The organism is Paraburkholderia sp. BR10141 (assembly GCF_056155635.1).
Genome location: NZ_JBMIQH010000004.1, coordinates 360,315 through 378,802 on the forward strand (window position 1 = coordinate 360,315; position 18,488 = coordinate 378,802).

The window sequence follows — 18,488 nt, forward strand, 5'->3', positions numbered from 1 at the left end:
TGCAATTCCATGATTCGGAAATTCCGAATATACGGATTGGAATTTCCCGCTTTTCCGATAGATGGTGCGCCTCTACGATGCCCTCAGTCAACCGTTTTCTGGAGATCATCATGGGACGCAGTACGACGCGGGGCGCGGCACACCGCTGGAAAGTGCTCGCGGTGGGCGTGGCGGCCAACGCGAGTTTTGCGGCAGCGCTCGGCGGCATTCCCGCAACGGGCGTCTTGATCCGGTCGGATTACCGTATCGGTACCGGGGAACTGGGTGTCGTGCTCGGCATGCTGGGACTGGGCATCGTGCTGAGCGAGCTTCCCTGGGGACTCCTGACGGATCGCTGGGGCGACCGGCGCGTGTTGCTCACGGGGCTCTCCACGACAGCGCTCGCCCTCGTCGCGATGGCGCTCTGGGGCGCACCGGCGGGCACGCACACGCCCAGCGGCACGGTGCTCGCGGTAGGCCTGCTCGCGCTCGGCCTGCTTGGCGGAAGCGTGAACGGCTCGAGCGGGCGTGCGGTGATGGCGTGGTTCGCCACCCACGAGCGCGGCCTCGCGATGAGCATCCGCCAAACGGCCGTGCCAACCGGCGGCGGGCTGGGAGCGCTCGTGCTGCCCGCGCTCGCCGAGCATGCGGGATTCGCAGCCGTGTACGGCGCGCTCGCGGCGATGTGTGTGGTCTCCACCGTGCTGACGATCGTCTGGTTGCATGAACCCGCGCACGAACAGGACGCCGCGCAGGCGCCACTCGTCGCTCACGAGGCGCTCGGACAGGCACAACGCGCCGTCTCACCGCTGCGCAGCGTCACCGTGTGGCGCATGGTGACCGGCATTGGCGTGCTGTGCGTTCCCCAGGTGGCGGTGCTCTCGTTCGCGAGCATTTTCCTGCATGACGTCGGCCATGCGGGTACCGCAGCAGTCAGCGCGACGCTTGCGGCCGTGCAGGGCGGCGCGGCCTTCATGCGTGTGTACGGCGGCCGTTGGACAGACCGGCACGGCGACCGGCGCATCTGGCTGCGCGGTTGCGCGGCGCTCACCGTCGCGCTGTTCGTCGTGCTTGCCGCGTTGACGGCTTTTGCGTCGCCAGCGCATCGCGCAAGCGCAGCGTTCGTCACCCTGCTTGCCGTGGTGATCGTGCCTGGCGGTATCGCCGCTTCCGCCTGGCATGGCGTTGCCTTCACCGAACTCGCGACGCTCGCGGGCAACGGTCGCGTGGGAACCGCACTCGCCATGGGCAATACCGGCGCATTCCTTGCGTTCTTCGTCGCGCCTTCGGCGATCCCGCTGCTGTTGTCGTGGTTCGGGTGGCCGGCGGTCTGGGCGGCGGCCGCGCTCTGCGCCGCGCTGGCATGGCCCGCATTCGCGGCGCCGCGCGAGCGCAGCGACGCGATGCGCACTGGCGAGCGTCGACAACGCACTCGCGCGCGCGCCGCGGTTTGACCGTACGGAACACAAGCCATATTTAACGTTTCGGAAATCTCCGATTTCGACGGCGGCCTTTCAATGGTCAGATGAACACCTTGTCGATGTTGCTGGTTGCCGATGCGCTCATGCGGCGCATCGCTTCCACGCAGATCCGCCTCGAAGGAGATTCAGTGTGAAGCTACGTATCGTCCTCGCCGACGATCATCCATTCGTTCTGCTCGGCGTTCGCTCGGTGCTCCTTGCAGCAGACGATATCGAGGTCGTGGGGCAAGCGTGCGGCGCGCGAGAGTTGTTGCAGACGCTCGAAGCCGTCCCATGCGACGTGGTGATCACTGACCTCACTATGCCGCCTGTCTCCGGCGAAGCGGAGGACGGCCTGCGCCTCGTGCAGCGTTTGCGCCGCGACTGGCCGCATATCGCCGTGGTCGTGCTGACCGGGGTTGCGAACGCCGTCCTCCTGCGCGCAGTGGCGCACGCGGGCGTTGTCGCCATGTTGCGCAAAACCGGGCCGATGGACGATCTCGCAGCCATCGTGCGCGGCGCCGCCCAGGGTCTCGCCCATCTCAGCCCGGCCATCGAGCGCGAACTCGCGGCCGCCGGCGGACCTTCCGACCTGTGTTTGCCGCGTTTGACGCCGCGCGAATCGGAGGTGGTCCGCAAATTCGCGAGCGGCGGCTCGATCACGGAAATTGCGCGCGCCCTCGGCCGCGACGTGCGCACGGTGAGCTGCCAGAAGCGTGACGCCATGGCGAAGCTCGGCATCAGTAACGACGCGGGACTCTTCGCCTATGTCAGGGCGTACGGACTTCTATGAACCTGCCTCCCTCATCACTGCCGGATCATGCCGCTGCGGCGACCGCTTCCCAGCGCGCCATGCGCGACCACGACGAACAGCGCGCCTGCCTCGCGGCACGCAACATGACGGATACGGCCGACCTCGCGGCACCCGTACGCGTGATCATCGCCGACGACCATCCGCTCGTCGTGCATGCGCTGGACAGCATGCTCACCAGCTATCCCAACGTGCAGGTCGTCGCGTGTGCGCGCAGCGTGCCCGAGCTGTTCGAAGTCGCGGCCCGCAATGCGTTCGACCTCTTGCTGATGGACCTCTACATGGCGTTGCCCGGCGAGCTGGACGGGCTCGAAGCCATCCGCGCCTTTCGCGCCGGGTTCCCGCACAAGGCCGTGGTCGTCCTCACCATGGAAAGCGAGGCCTCGGTGCTGCGCAAGACCCTCGACATGGAAGTGGATGCGGTGCTCAGCAAGCGCGACCGCATCGACCTGATCCCGGTTGCGATCCTGTCGGCGATGGCGCATGAGCAATACATCGGGCCAGTCGTACGCGACCTGCTCACGGAAGCGGCGCGCGCCGAGCGGCGCGAAGAGGTGCACCGCATTCTCACGCGGCGTGAATTCGAGGTGATCACGCACTATGCAACGGGGCTCGGCGTAACGGAAATCGCAGGTCTGCTCGGGCGCAGCGTCAAGACGATCAGTGCGCAAAAGTGCGCGGCGATGAAGAAGCTCGCACTCGGCAACGATATCGAGCTCTATCGCTTCGCGGTCGAATGCGGCGTGACGCAGGGCGAGCAAACCTGAACGGTTCTTCGCACGCGAGGTCTCCCATGCACGCTATCCGGGTCGGTCGAGAAGACGCGCTTCACACGGGCAAGCCGCTGCGCGTGATCGTTGCCGACGACCACGCGTGCATCCGGCTCGGCGTGGCCAGTCTGCTGCGCGCAACGGATCGAGCCCTTGTCGTCGGCGAAGCCGGCAACACGCTCGAGCTCGCCACGCAACTCGATACGACTGAGTGCGACGTCGTCATCTCCGATCTCTGCATGCCGGGGCTGGACGGCGAATATGGCTCTCTCACCCTGCTGCGGCGCCTCGCGCAAACACGAGGCACGCCTGGCGTCGTCGTCCTGAGCATGGTGTCGACGCCGCCCATCCTGACAGGCCTGATGCATCACGGCCTGAACGTCATCGTCGACAAGCGCGACGTCACGCACGATCTCCTGCTCGCCGTTGCCGCCGCTCGCGAGCGCACGCCGTTTCTCTCAAGCCATGCACGCGCAACGCTCGCGAGCGCGGGTGCCGCGTGCGCCCCCTGCTCGGGTGTGCCGAGCGTGCGCGAATGGGAGGTCTTCCAGCTTTACGCGCAGGGTATGTCGGTGCACCAGATTGCGCAGCGGTTTCAGCGTAGCGGCAAAACGATCAGCGCCCAAAAGCGCAGCACGATGCGCAAGCTGGGGCTCGTCACGGAGCGCGATCTGAGCGATTTCGCCATGCAGGTGGGGCTGACCTGATCCATCGTCAGGCGGCGCGTCCCTAAATTAGTCCTTCGATCGCCGGATTTTCTCTCGCCGTGTGTAGCGCAATGCGGCCGGAGTTTTAAGAGTTCTCCTATCTGATTGCAGGAATCGTCTCTCCATAATTCCAAGCTCGACGCATCGCTCGTCAGATATTGCCGACCCTGGGAATGCGTTCGAACGACGGCCAGGTCAGACCCGGGCCGCGATGCAGGCCGGATGTGGAGATGAAACGATGAAGCACGGTAGGCGTTTAGCGGTCGAGGGCGCGGGCACCGCGTGGCTCGTGTTCGCGGGTTGCGCAACCACGGCGCTCAACGCGAGCCCGCCCTCCCAGGGCTTCAACGTTTTCGAGATGGCCGCAGCATTCGGGCTCGCGCTCACGTTAGCGAACTACGCCGCCGCGCGCGCGGCGAGCGCCCATTTCAATCCCGCCGTCACGATTGGCTACGCGTTCTCCGGGCGCTTTCCGGTGCGCGATACCGGGCCCTACCTCGCGGCGCAAACCATCGGGGCCGTTCTCGGCGCGGCCTTGCTCTTGCGCGTGGCGAGCGCGCGCCCGGGTTTTTCCATCGCGGCGTCCGACCTCGGCAGCAACGGCTATGACGATCATTCGCCGACCGGCTACGCCCTCGCTGCCGTATTCCTGCTGGAACTGTCGGCGACCTTCGTGTTCGTCCTCTTCCATCTGCTGATGTCGAGCACGGTCGCACGCCGCAAGACTGCGGCGCTCGCCGTTGGAGCCTGCCTTGCCGCCATCTATCTCATCGCCATCCCGGTGAGCAACGGCGGCGCGAATCCGGCGCGCTCGACCGGCCCCGCGCTGTTCGTCGGCGAATGGGCGCTCGATCAGCTCTGGCTCTTCTGGGCGGCGCCGTTGCTGGGGGGCGCCGCGGCTGGCGTGATTTACCGCCTCGGGAGCCGGCGCTCGCGCATTTGCACCACGTCATCTCGCGACGGCGTCTGAAATCAAGTCTGCCGTGCGCCGATGAAGTCGATTCACCGCATCTTCCGTCTTCGCGCGCGCGCGGCTGCATCGTGGCGGGCGCGCCGACTCGCGTGCGCGTTCGCCTGCTTCGGCGCGCTCGCTGCGGCATGGGTACTCGCGTTTTCCGCGGCAGCGAGCGCCGCGACGTCGTGTGAGCAGACAAACGAGGGCGTCGAACTCTCGCGGCAGGTCGCCCCGACGTTGCCGCGAGAGCTCGTCGTCGGCGTGGTGGAAGGCGGGCGGCCGCCGCTCGAGGTGCTCGACGGCGCCACGCTCACGGGCTTCAGCGCCGACTATCTGCGCCTTCTCGCCGGTGCTGGCGTCAAGCTTCAGCCGCGCGTCTTCGCAGGCATGCCGGCGTTGCTCGCGGCGGCTTGCGCAGGCGATGTCGACATCGTGATGAGCGTCGCGCGTACACCGTTGCGCGAGCGCTGTCTCGCTTTCACGGTGCCGTATCTGAGCGGCACCACTGCATTTGTCACACGTGCCGGGAATACTGCGCTCGCGACCCAGCCGGCGCGCCTCGCGCGTGCGACGTTTGCGGTCGAGCGCGACGAGGCCCTCGAATCGGTATTGCGCGAGCGTTTCGCGCAGGCGCGCTTCGAAACCTTCGCGAGCACGCAGGCAGCGTTGCGCGCCGTCGCTCAGGGTCAGGCCGACGTCTATGCAGGTTTTTCGCCCGTGGCGCGCGATCAGCTCACGCTCGAAGAATTCCGGGATCTGCGCGTCGCCTTCGCGGAGCGCGAGCGCTTGCGCGAGTTGCGTTACGCCGTGCCGGTCTCGAGGTCGGACCTGCGTGACCGGCTGGACCTTCTGCTCGCTGGCGTGCGGCCTGCCGCGGCGGCGGCCGAGCGGGCGCGCTGGTTCGAAGGCGACGCGCCAGCACAGGCGTCGCCGCCCGGGTTCAGCCTGGGCGCTGACGAGCGCGCGTGGCTGCGCGCCTTGTCGCCGCTGAAAGTGGGCTACGACAGCGGCTGGCTCCCGTTCAGCTTCACGAACAAGGCTGGAGAGCCGGCGGGCATGGCCGTCGACTATCTCGGCTATCTGGGGCGTACCCTCGGCGTTACCTTCGAGCGCGTGCCGATTTCTCCCTGGACGAGCACCGGGGACGCAATGCAGCGTGGCGAGATCGCGCTCGCCGCAACCTCGGTCGGCGATGGCGTGTTCGGCACAGGCGTAGCGTACACGGAAGCGTTCGAGCACTATCCGCTCGTCATGGTGGGGCGCCGCGACGAGCCGATGGCGCGCTCGCTTGCCGACTTTGCGGGCCGCCGCATCGTGCTGGCGCCGCACACGCCGGCCATGCAGGCGTTGCCGGGTACGCAGCTCGTGCGCGCCGCCAGCCTCGACGCGGGGCTCGCAATGATCGGTCGCCACGAGGCCGACGTGCTGGTGGGCAACGCGGCCGCGCTCGACGAGCCGCTCAGCGGCACCTATCTCGACACGCTGAAGGTGCTGGGAGCGGTGGGTGTCGACGATTCGACGGCATTTGCCGTGCGCTGCGACCTTGCCCCGCTCGCGCGGCTCATCAATCGCGCGCTCGACGCGATGCCGCCCGTCGAACAGCAGCGCATCCGCAATCGCTGGACCGCTGCCGTCGCCACTCGGGCCGGGGGCTGGAGCGTGAACGCGCTGCGGCTGCTGCCGCTCCTGATCGTGTTCGGCGTGCTGCTGCTCGTCACGCTGCGCGCCTATGTGCTGCTCCAGCGAGAAATGCACCGGCGGCGGCGCGCGGAGCAGGTGCTCGCGCGCCAGGTGGAACTGCAGGACACGATGATGGAGATGATCCCGTATCCGCTCGGTGCACGGGATCTCGAAAACCGCTATCTCGCGATCAATCGCGCCTACGAAGAATCGACGGGCCTCGCGCGCGCCAGGGTGCTGGGGCGCACAGGTTCGGCCGTGATGGCGTGGGGGCCCGAAAACAGCCGCCGCATGGACGATCTCTACCGGCTCACGATCGTCGAGGGGGAGAGCCAGCGTGTCGAACTGACGTTCGAGGACGCGCTCGGGGAGACACGTCATGGCATTTTCTGGACACGCCTGTGCCGCGACCTGCAAGGCGCGCCGTTCTGCGTGCTCGGCACGATGATCGATGTCACCGACATTCGCCGCGCCGAGTTGCGCGAGCGCGAATCGGAGCGGCTTCTTTCGGAGGTGACGGGTTCGCTGCCCGCGATCGTATTCCAGTTGCGCCGATCGCCCGATGGCCGCTACTCGTTTCCGTACATTGGCGGCGACACGCAGCAGCTCCTCGGCAATACCGTCGAGGAGCTGCGCCGCGCGTATTCGGTCGATCTCTCGCGGGTGGGGCGACAAGACCGCGCGCGCCTTGCATCGCGGCTCGAACGCTCCGCGCGCCGGTTCGTACCCGTGCACGCCGAGTTCCGCTTTCAGGGCGCGGCCGGGTTCGTGTGGGTGCGCGCAGAGTTCGCGCCGCGCCGTGCCGAAGACGGCGCGATCGTGTGGAGCGGCTATGCGCTGGATGCGAGCGTCGAGCACGCGCGGGCCGACGAACTCGAGCATGCGCGCGATATCGCAGAGGCGGCCTCTCGTGCGAAGGACGATTTTCTCGCCATGATGAGCCACGAGATCCGCACGCCGATGAACGGCGTGCTGGGTCTCGTCGAGGTGCTCGAACGTACGCCCCTGAACCCGGACCAGGCGCAGATGGTCGACATGGTGCACGAATCGGCAGGGGCGCTGCTGCAAATCCTCGACGACCTGCTCGACTACTCGAAGATTCAGGCCGGCCATCTCGTCATCGACTCGCAGCCGTTCGACGTGCGCGAACTCGTCGACAACGCCGTTGGGCTGCTGGCCGCGCGTGCGCACGAGAAGGGGCTGAAGGTGCGCGTGGATGTCGAGCCGGACGTCGCGGTGCAGTTGCGCGGCGATAGTGTGCGGCTACGGCAGATCCTCTTCAATCTCCTCAGCAATGCGATCAAGTTCACACCGGCAGGCGAAGTGAGCGTGCACTTTAGCGCGTGCGATATCGGCGTCCGCGGAGGCGCGCCTGCCTGCCAGCGGCTGTCGATCGCGGTGGCCGACACTGGCATCGGCATTGCGCCCGAAGCGCAGGCGCAGCTCTTCGAGCCGTTCGTGCAGGCCGAGACTTCGACCACGCGACGCTTCGGCGGCACGGGGCTCGGCCTCACGATCTGCCGCAAGCTCGCGGCGCTGATGGGCGGCACGCTCGAACTGAACAGCGAAGTCGATCGCGGCACCTGTCTGACGCTGCATATCGAATTGCCCGTGGAAGTGCGTAGCGGCACGGCCGCCGGGCTGCGCGGCAAGCGCGCGCTCGTGGCGTGCGAGGACGCGAGCATCGCCGCCGCATTGATGCATTTTGGCTCGGCGCTCGGTATGGAAATGCGTCGCGCCGCGCCAGCGGACCTCGCCCGCGCCGTAAGCGCGGACAAGGCCGATCTGGTGTTCGTGTCGGAAGCGCTGGCCGAGCAGTTGGGCAAACCCGGTGTGCCTGTGCTTTGTCTGACGGACAACCCGAAGCCTAGCGGTTATCGCGTCGTCGAGAGCGGCGTGCGCGTGAGCGTCAACCCGTTATCCTGGCGGGGCTTGAGCGCCGTTTGCGCGCTGGCGCTGGCGGGGCTGCCGGTCAAGGCTGCCAGCCCGTCGCGTCCTGCCGCCGATGTCGAAACCACACTCCCGGCGCCCGATCGCGAGCAGGAACGCGCTGCTAGCCGCCTCATCCTCGTGGCAGAGGACCATCCCGTGAATCAGGAACTGATCCGCCATCAACTGGCGTTGATCGGGTTCGCTTGCGACGTCGTCGACGACGGTGCGAAGGCGCTCGAAGCGCTGGCCGAATGCGAATACGGCTGCCTGATCACCGACTGTCATATGCCGAACGTATCGGGCTACGATCTCGCCCGGCGCGTACGCCAAATGGAACAGAAGGCGCACGGCGCGCGGCGCTTGCCGATCCTCGGCATCACGGCCAATACGGCGCCCGAGAACCTGAGTCAATGCAGCGAAGCGGGCATGGACGATTGCCTCGTCAAACCCACGCGCGTGGCCACGCTGCGCGAGCATCTCGCGCGCTGGTTCGGCGTGGAGGGCATACAGCGCACCGTGCAGGACGAAGTCGTGCGCGAGGCAGGCGCGAACGGACAACGGGCGGGGCAAGCAGCGTTGCGGGCTTCCGGGTCGCCTTCACCGGGACGCGACGGAAAGCTCGCGGAAAAGCCTGCAAACGCGCGGGCGTTCGAGCCGCTGGATCTCGCGCATATGATCCAGGTTTGGGGCGGCGAGGCGACCGTGAAGACGTTGCTCGGCTCGTTCGTTTCGGCGATGCGCGACGACCTGGATGCCTTGCCGCCGCTCCTCGAACAAGCCGATGTCGCGGGCCTGCGCGAATGGCATCACCGGCTTGCCGGTGCGGTGGGCGTGCTGCAGTACCCTGCGCTGCTCGCCGAGCTCGAGACGTTTCGCGGTCATATGAACGGTCACACTGCCGGTCAACTGCGTGAGGAAGGCTATGCGCTCATCCGCACTTGCCAGGCGATGCTGGTCGGAATCGAGCAGCAGGTCGCGCTGCTCGCGTGAATGATGTACATCAGGAAATCGACTGGCGCAGGGCAATAGAGCGGAAAAACAGGCGAAAAAAAACGCGGCCGAAGCCGCGTTCAAGCTTGGAGACCCTTCGATGAAGAGTCACTTCTCGCACTGGGTAGCTTAGCCGCCGTGCGACGAGAAATCGAGACAATTTCGATCAATTAACTATTACAGGAAGTGCAGGTAATCGCGCTTGCTGCCGCGGTGTCATGGCGGCGAAATGGTTCGACCGTGAAATCGATGAACGAGCGTGTTTTTGCCGGAACGTACGCGTTGTCAAATGGTGGTTCGTCAAACGATGGCGCCAAGACACTTCGCTATGCAAATCAATTCGGTGTTGCGTCCATGCACCTCGAACGGTTCTTCGCCATCGCTTCCAGGCATTCGGTGGCAATACCCGATGGCAGGAAGGGAGTACCTGGGTTGCAAGGCGTCGCTTGCGGCGCATTTTTTATTGCACGCAGCTTACGTTGGGCCGACATCGGCGCAGCGGACGCGCCCAGCCGATTTGCTCTAGCATGTGAGAGCGCGGTTTTGCGCCTTCTGGCGCAGCGCGCCACAAAAACAGGAGAAATTCCATGAATTTGCTTCGTCCGCTGCAGCTCGCTCTCGCTCTGTGTGTCCTTGCCTCCAGCGCCGCGTATGCCGACACCGTTGCCCTTAAGGCCGATCTCGAACCGTCCAGCGAAGTCCCGCCGCGCGTGAGCCAGGGTCACGGCATGCTCAACGCCACCTTCGACACGTCCACGAAAACGCTGAACTGGACGATCACCTATGAAGGCCTCTCCGGCCCGGCTGCCGCCGCGCACTTCCACGGCCCGGCGCCGGTCGGACAGAACGCCAACGTGCAGGTACCGATTCCGAAGGGCGAACTGGCGAGTCCGATCAAGGGCTCCGCCACGCTCAACGAGCAGCAGGTCACCCAGCTGATGGGCGGACAGTGGTATTTCAACATTCATACGGCGCAGAACCCGTCAGGCGAGATTCGCGGTCAGGTGCTGCCCGCCAATTGACCGGCCCTCGATCGTTCGCCTCACTCGCCGCACCGTGCGCGCCGCGCGTTCCCGCGATCGAAGTCTGATTGCGGGACGCCATCGACCGACCGCCGCCGAGTGCTGGTCGAGGCCAGTTTGAGTGCTGCGGAGGGGCTGAGCCGATGAGCTGGCAAAGCAGGCTGATCTGCAGGTTCTTGCGCCGCACCTTCCGGCCGCAAACGCGCAAGTCGATCAACGTCGCGCGCGTGCGCATGCTGACGGCGAGGCGCATCTGGACGCCGGGCGTGCCGAGCGGCTGGCGCCTGCGCGAGCAGTACGACGCCTCCGATGTTCCGATGCGCGGCGAGTGGCTCTTCCGCGAGCGCTTGCCCGCGCATCGCACGCTCCTTTATCTGCATGGCGGCGGCTACTACTTCTGCTCGCCGCGTTCGCAGCGCGCGATCTCGTTCGGTCTGGGCAAGCGCGCCGGCGCCGACGTCTTCTCGCTCGACTATCGCCTCGCGCCCGAGCATCCTTTTCCCGCCGCGCTCGAGGACGCAATGGCCGCGTACCGCCATTTGCTGGCGCAAGGAACGCAGCCCGGCTCGATCGTGATTGGCGGCGATTCGGCTGGCGGCGGACTTGCGCTTGCGACGCTCGTCGCCTTGCGCGACGCAGGCGACGCGCTTCCCGCCGGCGCCGTGCTCTTTTCACCGTGGACCGATCTTGCGGCGACGGGCGCTTCGATACGCGAGAACGACGGGCGCGATCCCATGTTCAGCGGCGCGGTATTCGAGCGCATCGCGCCGTTTTACCTCGGCGCGGCCAGTGCGACCGATCCCTACGTGTCGCCGCTGTATGCCGACTTTCGCGGCTTGCCGCCGCTCAGCCTCTTCGTGGGCAGCTCCGAAACGCTGCTCGATGACACGCGCCGCGTCGCCGAGCGCGCGCGCGCCGACGGTGTGTCGGTGGAGTGCGAGATTGCCAGCGGCATGCCGCATATCTGGCCGATCTATGCGCCGTTCATGCCCGAAGCGCGCCGCACGCTCGACGTCGCCGCGCGCTTCGTGCGCCGCGTGACGACCGTGCCGGCGCGCGGCGACGAAAAACCGCAGCCGCCTCAATCGAGCGAGACATCGATCGCGTCATAGGCCGCGTGCACGGCGGCTTCGCCGTAGCGGCGCTCGAGCCGGCGCACGGTGAAGTGCCCATGCGCCACCTGCTGGAAATGATCGATGAACACGGTGTTGACCATGGCGCCGAGCACCGCGCCGATGGCGGGTATCGATTTCGCTGCGACCTGCTCGCTCACCTGCACGGAGAAGCGCGCGGCCACGGTCTGCATGAGCTTGAGGAGCGCGGTTGAGCCGTGTGCGGCGAAGCCCTTCGTTGCCATTTCCGACGACGCCGCCGATACCGCCTTCGCGAGCGCGCCGCGCGCGATGAAATAGCCGAAGTCGGCCTCGTCGTCGGCGGCCGAGCGGCCGCCCATGCCGAACACGGTCAGACATTGCAGCTGCGTGTCGGTGCTGGCCAGATTCTCGCCTTCGCTACGCGCGATGTCGCAGATCGAGCGAAACATCAGCGTGGTGGTGACGGGCAGCTCGACCGGCAGCGCGAACAGGCCGAACGCGCCGCCTGCCGCGCCCGTGGTCGCCACCGCGAACTTGTGCAGCAGGTTGCTCGGCTTCGCGCTCGTGCGCGCTTGGGCCGTGGAGAGGGCGCTTTGCTTGCCGAGCGTCTTCAGCGCGAGCTGCAGACACTTGCGCAGCGCGGCTTGCGTCGCCTCGGTCACCTTGTCGTTCGCGACGCCGGGTAGCCGCGCGATCAGCTTTTCTACCGGCGCACCCACGATCGCTGCGAGCTTCATGCCGAGTGGCGGCGTTTCGAGCTCATGTTTGGCGCGCCGCAGCGCGTCGAGATCGGCCTCTGTGAAGGCCGCGATGGCGCCCGTGCGGGCCGGATCTGCGGCGGTCGGTTCGGTCGTGGGTTCCATGGCGCTCCCGGATTTTCAGCGACGACGGCGAGGGCATCGCCGCCGTTCGACGCCCCAGTGTAGTGGATCGGACCGTGCTATGATGATCAATCTTTGACGCGTCAACCGTTGCTGGATCAAAAAATGGCCGTTCATACCGCCGCCCACCATTCGAGCGGGCAGGTTCTGCCGTTCCGGGAGTCGCTGCTCGCGATGCTCGGCGTCTCGTTCGTGACGATGCTCGTCGCGCTCGATCAGACCGTCGTCGGCACCGCGCTGCCGACCATCGTCGCCGAACTGCGCGGCTTCGAGCTTTATGCGTGGGTCGCCACATCCTATCTGCTCACCTCGGTCATCACTGTCCCCATTTTCGGGCGGCTCGGCGACTATTACGGGCGCAAGCCGTTCGTGATCGCGTCGATCGTCGTCTTCACCGCCGCATCCGTGCTGTGCGGCGCGGCCAACAGCATGCTGTTCCTCGTGATTGCGCGCGGGCTGCAAGGCATCGGCGGCGGTATGCTGGTCGGCACGGCGTTCGCCTGCATTCCGGATCTCTTCCCCGATTCGGTCGTGCGCCTGCGCTGGCAGGTCCTCATGAGTTCCGCATTCGGTATCGCCAACGCGGTCGGGCCGTCGCTCGGCGGCTTTCTCACGCAGTACTACGGCTGGCGTTCCGTGTTTTACGTGAATCTGCCCGTTGGCCTGCTGTCGCTGTTTTTCGTCTGGAAGTATCTGCCGCATCTGCGCCACGTCGCGCACGAGGCGCGCATGCGGCTCGACTGGCCAGGTGCGCTCCTCATCGCGGTCGCGCTCGGGAGTCTGCAGCTTTTCGTGGAGCGTCTGCCGGGGCACGGTCTCAGCGCTTCGGCCATCGGCCTGCTCGCCCTCGCGCTGGCGGCCGGCTGGGCGCTCTGGCAATGGGAGCGGCGCTGCCCGCAAGCCATCCTGCCCGTCGACATGTTCCGCAACGCGAGCTTGAATGCGCTTTTCACGCTCGCCGTGCTGGGCGGTTTCACGATGTTTTCGCTGCTCTTCTACGCGCCGCTCCTCTTCCAGGGCGGCTTCGGCATGACGCCGAAGGAAGCGGGCGTCGTCATCACGCCGCTCGTGGTGTTCATCACGATCGGCAGTATCGCGAACGGGCGCATCGTCTCGCGCATCCGCAATCCGAACCTGATGCTCTACATCGGCTTCGCAATGCTCGCAGTGGCCTGCTTCGCCGTGGCGCTCGCCACCCGCAACACGCCGCGCGGCCTGCTCATGACGTTCATGATCGTGGCTGGCATCGGCTTGGGCTTCGTCATGCCGAACCTCACGGTGTTCGCGCAGCAGACCGCTGGGCGCGAGCATCTGGGCATCGCCACCGCGCTGTTGCAGTCGCTGCGGATGATCGGCGGCATGATCGGCACGGCGCTCACCGGCACGATGGTCACGCAGCTCTACTCGAGCGGCGTGCAACGCGCGCTGGATGCCGACCACGCCACGCACTGGCTGCCGCAGCTCGCCGACCCGCAGATCCTCATCAACCGCGACGCGCAGGCTTCACTGATCGCCGATCTCGCCAACGCCGGGCATAATGGCGCGCCGCTGCTCGAAGCCGCGCGCGAGGCCCTCGTGGGCGCGATTCACCGGGGCATTGCCGTGGCGGCGGCGATCGCGGTGGTGTCGATCTGGCAAACCCGGCGCGTGCCGCCCGTCAAGCTGCAGCGCAAGTTGGAGCCCGTGATTCACGCGGATTGAGACGTTCCGCCCCTGGCGGGCACCGGCACGGACCCGGCAAACGCGCGGCGATGATGCCGGCAGGAAGACAAAGCATGGAAATTCAGGATCGCATCGCCGTCATGCAGCAGTTTGGTCGGACCTACCGGACGTTCATGTCGGCGTTCGAGGCGCAGGTCGGCCATCCGCTGCCGCGCTGGCGCATTCTGCTCGCGCTTTACGAGCAGGACGGCGAGTCGTCGCAAAAGCGGCTCGTCGAGCGGCTGCGTGTCGACCCGGGCGCGCTCACGCGCCAATTGAAAGCGCTTGAGGCGCTCGGCTGGATCGCGCGCCGCGCCGACGAGCGCGACAACCGCATCACCAACGTGACGCTGACCGACGCCGGCCGCGCCGTGACCGAAGAGGGGCTGCCGCGCCGCAACGCGTTCCTGGACGTGACGATGTCGCTGCCCGACGATGCGCTCGCGGCGCTGTCGAGCGCGTTGGGGATGATGGAGGCGCGCATCGGCGAGGCCGCTATGGCGGCGGCCGCGCTCGCGCAGGCTCCGCAGGCCGAGCCCGAAGCGGGCTGAGCCTGCACCGATGCGCGCCAAGCTCAGAAGAACGTCTCGATCACTTCCGTCACGCGATATTTCGCATCGACCATCAGCACCTGACGCCACTTGTCGAACGTGAGGCAGGGGTGCGAGATATCGAACGCGATCATGTCGCCGACCTTGAGGTCCGCGCCCGCTGGAATCTTCAGGTAGGCGTGCTGATCCATCATCTGGAACACTTCCCAGCCTTCGCTTGCCGCCACTTCGCGCGGCGCGCCGCCGTTCGCGGGGCGATAGTGGCGCGACGGCTCCGGAAAGCCCGCGTCGAACGCGGCGTCGCGCTTGCCGAAGCCGATGATGGCGCGGCCGGGCTCCGGAATCGACTGCACATAGGCCCAGAGCTGTAGCGCGGGCAGCAGCGCCACGCCCATTTCGCGCGCCACGGGGTTGCGCGTGAGGATCTGCGACTGAGCCTGCTTGTAGACACCCACGTCGTGCGTCACGTAGCAGCCGGGGCGCAGCACCACGTCGATCGCGCCCGCCTGCGTGGCCGGCGCGAACTCTTCCGCGACGATGTCGTACCAGGCCGAGCCCGCGCCCGAAAGCAGCGCGGGCGTGCGCGCGAAGCGGCCCGCGGCGGCCAGTTCCTGGGTGACGTTCAGCGCGTCGCGCAGGAAGGTGCGCACTTCGCTTTCTTCCTTGAGGATGCCCTCGTAGATTTCCACGCCCGCCAGCTTGAGCGAGTCGGGATAGCGCGCGATTGCCGCGAGTACGGCGTTGCGCGTGTCGGTGTCGCGCACGCCCGTGCGGCCGCGCGGCACGCCCAGTTCGAGCAGCACCTGCAGCGTGCGGCCCGCTGCGCGGAAGAACTCGCCCAGATGCTCCACGCCTTCGACCGAATCGACGAGGCAGAAGAACTCGAAGGTCGCGTCGCTGAGCAGTTCGGCAATGATCGCCATGTTGCGGCGGCCCACGAGCTGGTTCGCCATCAGCACGCGCGAGATGCCACCGCGGTAGGCGGCGCGAGTCTGGTGCGCCGTGGCGAGCGTGATGCCCCACGCGCCGGTGTCGATCTGGCGGCGAAAGAGCTGCGGCGCCATCGTCGTCTTGCCGTGCGGCGCGAGCTTCACGCCATAGCGCGTGACGAAGTCCTGCATCCACTTGAGGTTGTGCTCGACGCGGTCGGCATACAGCACCGCAGCGGGCAGGCTCACGTCCTCTTCGAGTAAATTCCATTCGAGGCGCCCGGCGTCCCCGAGCGGCACGCTCGCGCCCGGTACGTTGCCAAGGCCCTTGCTGTTCGGGTCGATCGTTGCACTCTGATAGTTTGTAACTTTCATTTCCCTTCGCTCCATATGCTTCATGCGGCTCCGCTACACCGGCATCTTCAGGACCGGCGTTGACTCGGAGATAGTACACAAAGTAACATCGCTTCGTGAATTGTTATTTATTAACAGACTCCACTGCAATGAACACCGCCGCCGATCCGGCCCGCTTCGACATCGTCGCGCGTATCGCGCAATGCGTGCCCGAATTGCGTCCCGCCGAGCGCGACGTGGCTGCGCTCATTCTCGACGATCTTGCCAGCGCCGCGCGGGCGAGCATCGGCGAGCTGGCGCAGCGTGCGGGCGTGAGCATCGCCTCCGTCACGCGCTTTGCGAAGGCGGTGGGCTGCCACGACGTGCGCGAACTCAAGCTGCGGCTCGCCCAGGCGGCCGCCGTGGGCGACCGCTTCCTGCGCGGTGCGGCAACTGGCGCTTCCGAAGGCGCGGGCAAGCCGCGCGCCGCCGACGCGAACGGCGAAGCCGAACCGCTCGCCACGCGCGTCTACGACGAAATTCACACGGCGCTCGCGCGCAACCACGAGCTGCTGTGCCAGGCGCCGTTTGCGCAAGCCGCCGCGGCGCTGGCGCAGGCCCGCATGATCTACGTGTTCGGCATGGGCGGCGGCTCGAGTGCGCTCGCCGACGAAATGCGCTTTCGCCTCGTGCGCCTGGGCCGCCCGGTGGCTTCGTACCAGGACAGCATGCTGCAGCGCATGGTGGCGAGCACGCTTTCGCCCGAAGACGTCGTCGTCGCGCTTTCCGTAACAGGGCGCGTGCCCGAACTCGTCGACGCGTGCCGCATCGCGCGCGACTACGGCGCGAAGCTCGTCGCGCTCACCGCGCCGGCTTCGCCGCTCGCCGCGCTCGCCGACTGGCTCGTGCCGATCGTCGCGAGCGAGACCGATTTCATCTACAAGCCGTCGTCGTCACGTTACGCGATGATGATGGCACTCGACGTGCTCGTGACCGAACTGGCGCTCGCGCAACCCGAAGAAAGCCGCGAGTTGCTGCGCCGCATGAAGCACACGCTGGACGCGCATCGCGGCGGCGGCGAACGCCAGCCGCTCGGTGACTGAGCGTCCAACCAAGAGCCATCCTGAGGAGACGCGTATGCATTCGCACCCCGAAGCCGCCGACACGCTGATCGTCGGCGCCATGCTGTATGACGGCACCGGCGCGCCGCCCGTCGAGCGCGACGTGGCGCTGCGCGACGGACGCATCGTGGCGATCGGCAACCTGTCGAACTGGCTCGCGGAAGAGGTGATCGAGGCCAATGGGCGCGCGCTCGCGCCGGGTTTCATCGACGTCCATACGCACGACGACACGCACGTGATCCGCGCGCCGCAAATGCTGCCCAAGATCAGCCAGGGCGTGACGACGGTGGTGGTCGGCAACTGCGGGATCAGCGCCTCGCCGGTGACGCTCAAGGGCGATCCGCCAGACCCGATGAACCTGCTCGGCGAGCGCGACGCGTTCAGCTATCCGACGTTCTCCGCGTACGTCGACGCCGTCAACGCGGCGCGACCCGCCGTGAACGTCGGCGCGTTGATTGGCCATACGGCGCTGCGCAACAACCACATGAACGACCTGAAGCGCGCCGCCACCGGCGACGAGATCGCGGCCATGCGCGCGCAGCTCGAAGACGCGCTCGCGCACGGCGCGCTCGGCCTTTCCACGGGCCTCGCGTACGGCTCGGCCTTCGAGGCTTCGACCGAAGAGGTCGCCTCGCTTGCCCAGCCGCTCGCCGCCGCCGGCGCGCTCTACACGACGCACATGCGCACGGAGTTCGACGCGATTCTCGAAGCGATGAACGAGGCGTACCACATCGGCCAGCATGCGCGCGTGCCGGTGGTGATCTCGCATCTGAAGTGCGCGGGGCCCACCAACTGGGGGCGCAGCACGGAGGTGCTCGCGTCGCTCGAAAGCGCGCGCAAGTATCAGCCGGTCGGGTGCGACTGCTATCCGTATAGCCGCAGCTCGTCGACGCTGGATCTCAAGCAGGTGACGGGCGACATCGACATCACCATCACGTGGTCCACGCCGCACCCGGAGCAGGCGGGCAAGCTCATCAAGGACATCGCGGCCGGGTGGGGCGTGTCGCAGCAGGAAGCGGGCAAGCGTCTGCAGCCGGCGGGCGCCGTGTACCACAACATGTCCGAAGACGACGTGCGCCGCATTCTTTCGCATCCGGCCACGATGGTCGGCTCGGATGGACTGCCCAACGATCCGCTGCCGCATCCGCGCCTGTGGGGCGCATTTCCGCGCGTGCTCGGCCACTACGCGCGCGACGCGGCCTTGCTGCCGCTCGAAGAAGCGGTGCGCAAGATGACGGGCCTTTCGGCACGGCGCTTCGGCCTTTCGCAGCGCGGCGAGGTGCATGTGGGCTGGCACGCCGACCTCGTGCTGTTCGACCCCGCCCGCGTGCGCGATGCGGCGACGTTCGAGAAGCCGCAGCAGGTGGCCGAGGGCATCGACGCGGTATGGGTGAACGGCGTGCTTTCGTATCGCGACGGGCAACCCACGGGCGAGCGCGCGGGCCACTTCGTCGCGCGCGGCAAACGCGAGGCGCAGGCCGAGGCAATGGCCTTCTAAACCGGCTTTATCTATCGAATTTCGACCCCCGGCGTACGCGGCCCAAAAAGCTGCGCGCGCCGTACGATCTCAAA

15 protein-coding genes are annotated in these 18,488 nt (G+C 66.9%); 13 read left to right on the plus strand and 2 right to left on the minus strand.

Annotated features, from left to right (window positions below; translation table 11 throughout):
• The first annotated feature begins 110 nt into the window (after positions 1 to 110).
• The 9 genes from ACOJB8_RS08220 to ACOJB8_RS08260 all read left to right on the plus strand — a co-directional run bounded on the left by ACOJB8_RS08220 (position 111) and on the right by ACOJB8_RS08260 (position 11,418).
• The gene (locus ACOJB8_RS08220; RefSeq protein ID WP_342949500.1) at positions 111 to 1,433 is read left to right on the plus strand and encodes an MFS transporter; all 1,323 of its coding nucleotides are present in this window, start codon (positions 111 to 113) and stop codon (positions 1,431 to 1,433) included.
• 157 nt (positions 1,434 to 1,590) lie between these two features.
• On the plus strand, positions 1,591 to 2,232 hold the full coding sequence (locus ACOJB8_RS08225) for a response regulator (protein ID WP_406952600.1): 642 nt from the start codon (positions 1,591 to 1,593) through the stop codon (positions 2,230 to 2,232).
• Positions 2,229 to 3,017 (plus strand): response regulator transcription factor, encoded by a 789-nt coding sequence (locus tag ACOJB8_RS08230; protein WP_342949498.1) that lies wholly within the window; start codon positions 2,229 to 2,231, stop codon positions 3,015 to 3,017. Before ACOJB8_RS08225 ends, ACOJB8_RS08230 begins: the two co-directional genes overlap by 4 nt.
• Before the next feature lie 26 nt (positions 3,018 to 3,043).
• Complete coding sequence (locus ACOJB8_RS08235) at positions 3,044 to 3,727, plus strand: response regulator (RefSeq protein WP_368605872.1); 684 nt, start codon at positions 3,044 to 3,046, stop codon at positions 3,725 to 3,727.
• A 238-nt stretch (positions 3,728 to 3,965) separates the two neighbouring features.
• Positions 3,966 to 4,697 (plus strand): aquaporin, encoded by a 732-nt coding sequence (locus ACOJB8_RS08240; RefSeq protein ID WP_475012047.1) that lies wholly within the window; start codon positions 3,966 to 3,968, stop codon positions 4,695 to 4,697.
• 21 nt (positions 4,698 to 4,718) lie between these two features.
• On the plus strand, positions 4,719 to 9,284 hold the full coding sequence (locus tag ACOJB8_RS08245) for an ATP-binding protein (protein ID WP_475012049.1): 4,566 nt from the start codon (positions 4,719 to 4,721) through the stop codon (positions 9,282 to 9,284).
• A gap of 240 nt (positions 9,285 to 9,524) precedes the next feature.
• On the plus strand, positions 9,525 to 9,875 hold the full coding sequence (locus ACOJB8_RS08250) for a hypothetical protein (RefSeq protein WP_475012051.1): 351 nt from the start codon (positions 9,525 to 9,527) through the stop codon (positions 9,873 to 9,875).
• Positions 9,872 to 10,306, plus strand: a complete 435-nt coding sequence (locus ACOJB8_RS08255; protein WP_069269154.1) for a CHRD domain-containing protein — start codon at positions 9,872 to 9,874, stop codon at positions 10,304 to 10,306. The genes ACOJB8_RS08250 and ACOJB8_RS08255 overlap by 4 nt, the downstream gene beginning before the upstream one ends.
• 143 nt (positions 10,307 to 10,449) lie before the next feature.
• Positions 10,450 to 11,418, plus strand: a complete 969-nt coding sequence (locus tag ACOJB8_RS08260; protein WP_342949493.1) for an alpha/beta hydrolase — start codon at positions 10,450 to 10,452, stop codon at positions 11,416 to 11,418.
• Here the strand turns inward: ACOJB8_RS08260 and ACOJB8_RS08265 are convergent.
• The gene (locus ACOJB8_RS08265; protein ID WP_342949492.1) at positions 11,388 to 12,263 is read right to left on the minus strand and encodes an EcsC family protein; all 876 of its coding nucleotides are present in this window, start codon (positions 12,261 to 12,263) and stop codon (positions 11,388 to 11,390) included. The two genes, ACOJB8_RS08260 and ACOJB8_RS08265, sit on opposite strands and share 31 nt — an antisense overlap.
• 123 nt (positions 12,264 to 12,386) lie before the next feature.
• Between ACOJB8_RS08265 and ACOJB8_RS08270 the strand changes: the two genes are divergently transcribed.
• Complete coding sequence (locus ACOJB8_RS08270) at positions 12,387 to 13,982, plus strand: MDR family MFS transporter (protein WP_475012053.1); 1,596 nt, start codon at positions 12,387 to 12,389, stop codon at positions 13,980 to 13,982.
• 74 nt (positions 13,983 to 14,056) lie between these two features.
• Complete coding sequence (locus ACOJB8_RS08275) at positions 14,057 to 14,533, plus strand: MarR family winged helix-turn-helix transcriptional regulator (protein WP_342949490.1); 477 nt, start codon at positions 14,057 to 14,059, stop codon at positions 14,531 to 14,533.
• A gap of 23 nt (positions 14,534 to 14,556) precedes the next feature.
• Here the strand turns inward: ACOJB8_RS08275 and ACOJB8_RS08280 are convergent, their stop codons facing one another.
• Complete coding sequence (locus ACOJB8_RS08280) at positions 14,557 to 15,837, minus strand: amino acid deaminase (protein WP_368605877.1); 1,281 nt, start codon at positions 15,835 to 15,837, stop codon at positions 14,557 to 14,559.
• Between the two features lie 128 nt (positions 15,838 to 15,965).
• On the opposite strand from ACOJB8_RS08280, the gene ACOJB8_RS08285 reads away from it, so the two are divergent.
• The gene (locus ACOJB8_RS08285) at positions 15,966 to 16,898 is read left to right on the plus strand and encodes a MurR/RpiR family transcriptional regulator (protein WP_475012055.1); all 933 of its coding nucleotides are present in this window, start codon (positions 15,966 to 15,968) and stop codon (positions 16,896 to 16,898) included.
• A gap of 34 nt (positions 16,899 to 16,932) precedes the next feature.
• Entirely contained in the window at positions 16,933 to 18,414 is a 1,482-nt protein-coding gene (locus ACOJB8_RS08290) for an N-acyl-D-amino-acid deacylase family protein (protein WP_475012057.1), read from the plus strand.
• The last annotated feature ends 74 nt before the right edge of the window (positions 18,415 to 18,488 follow it).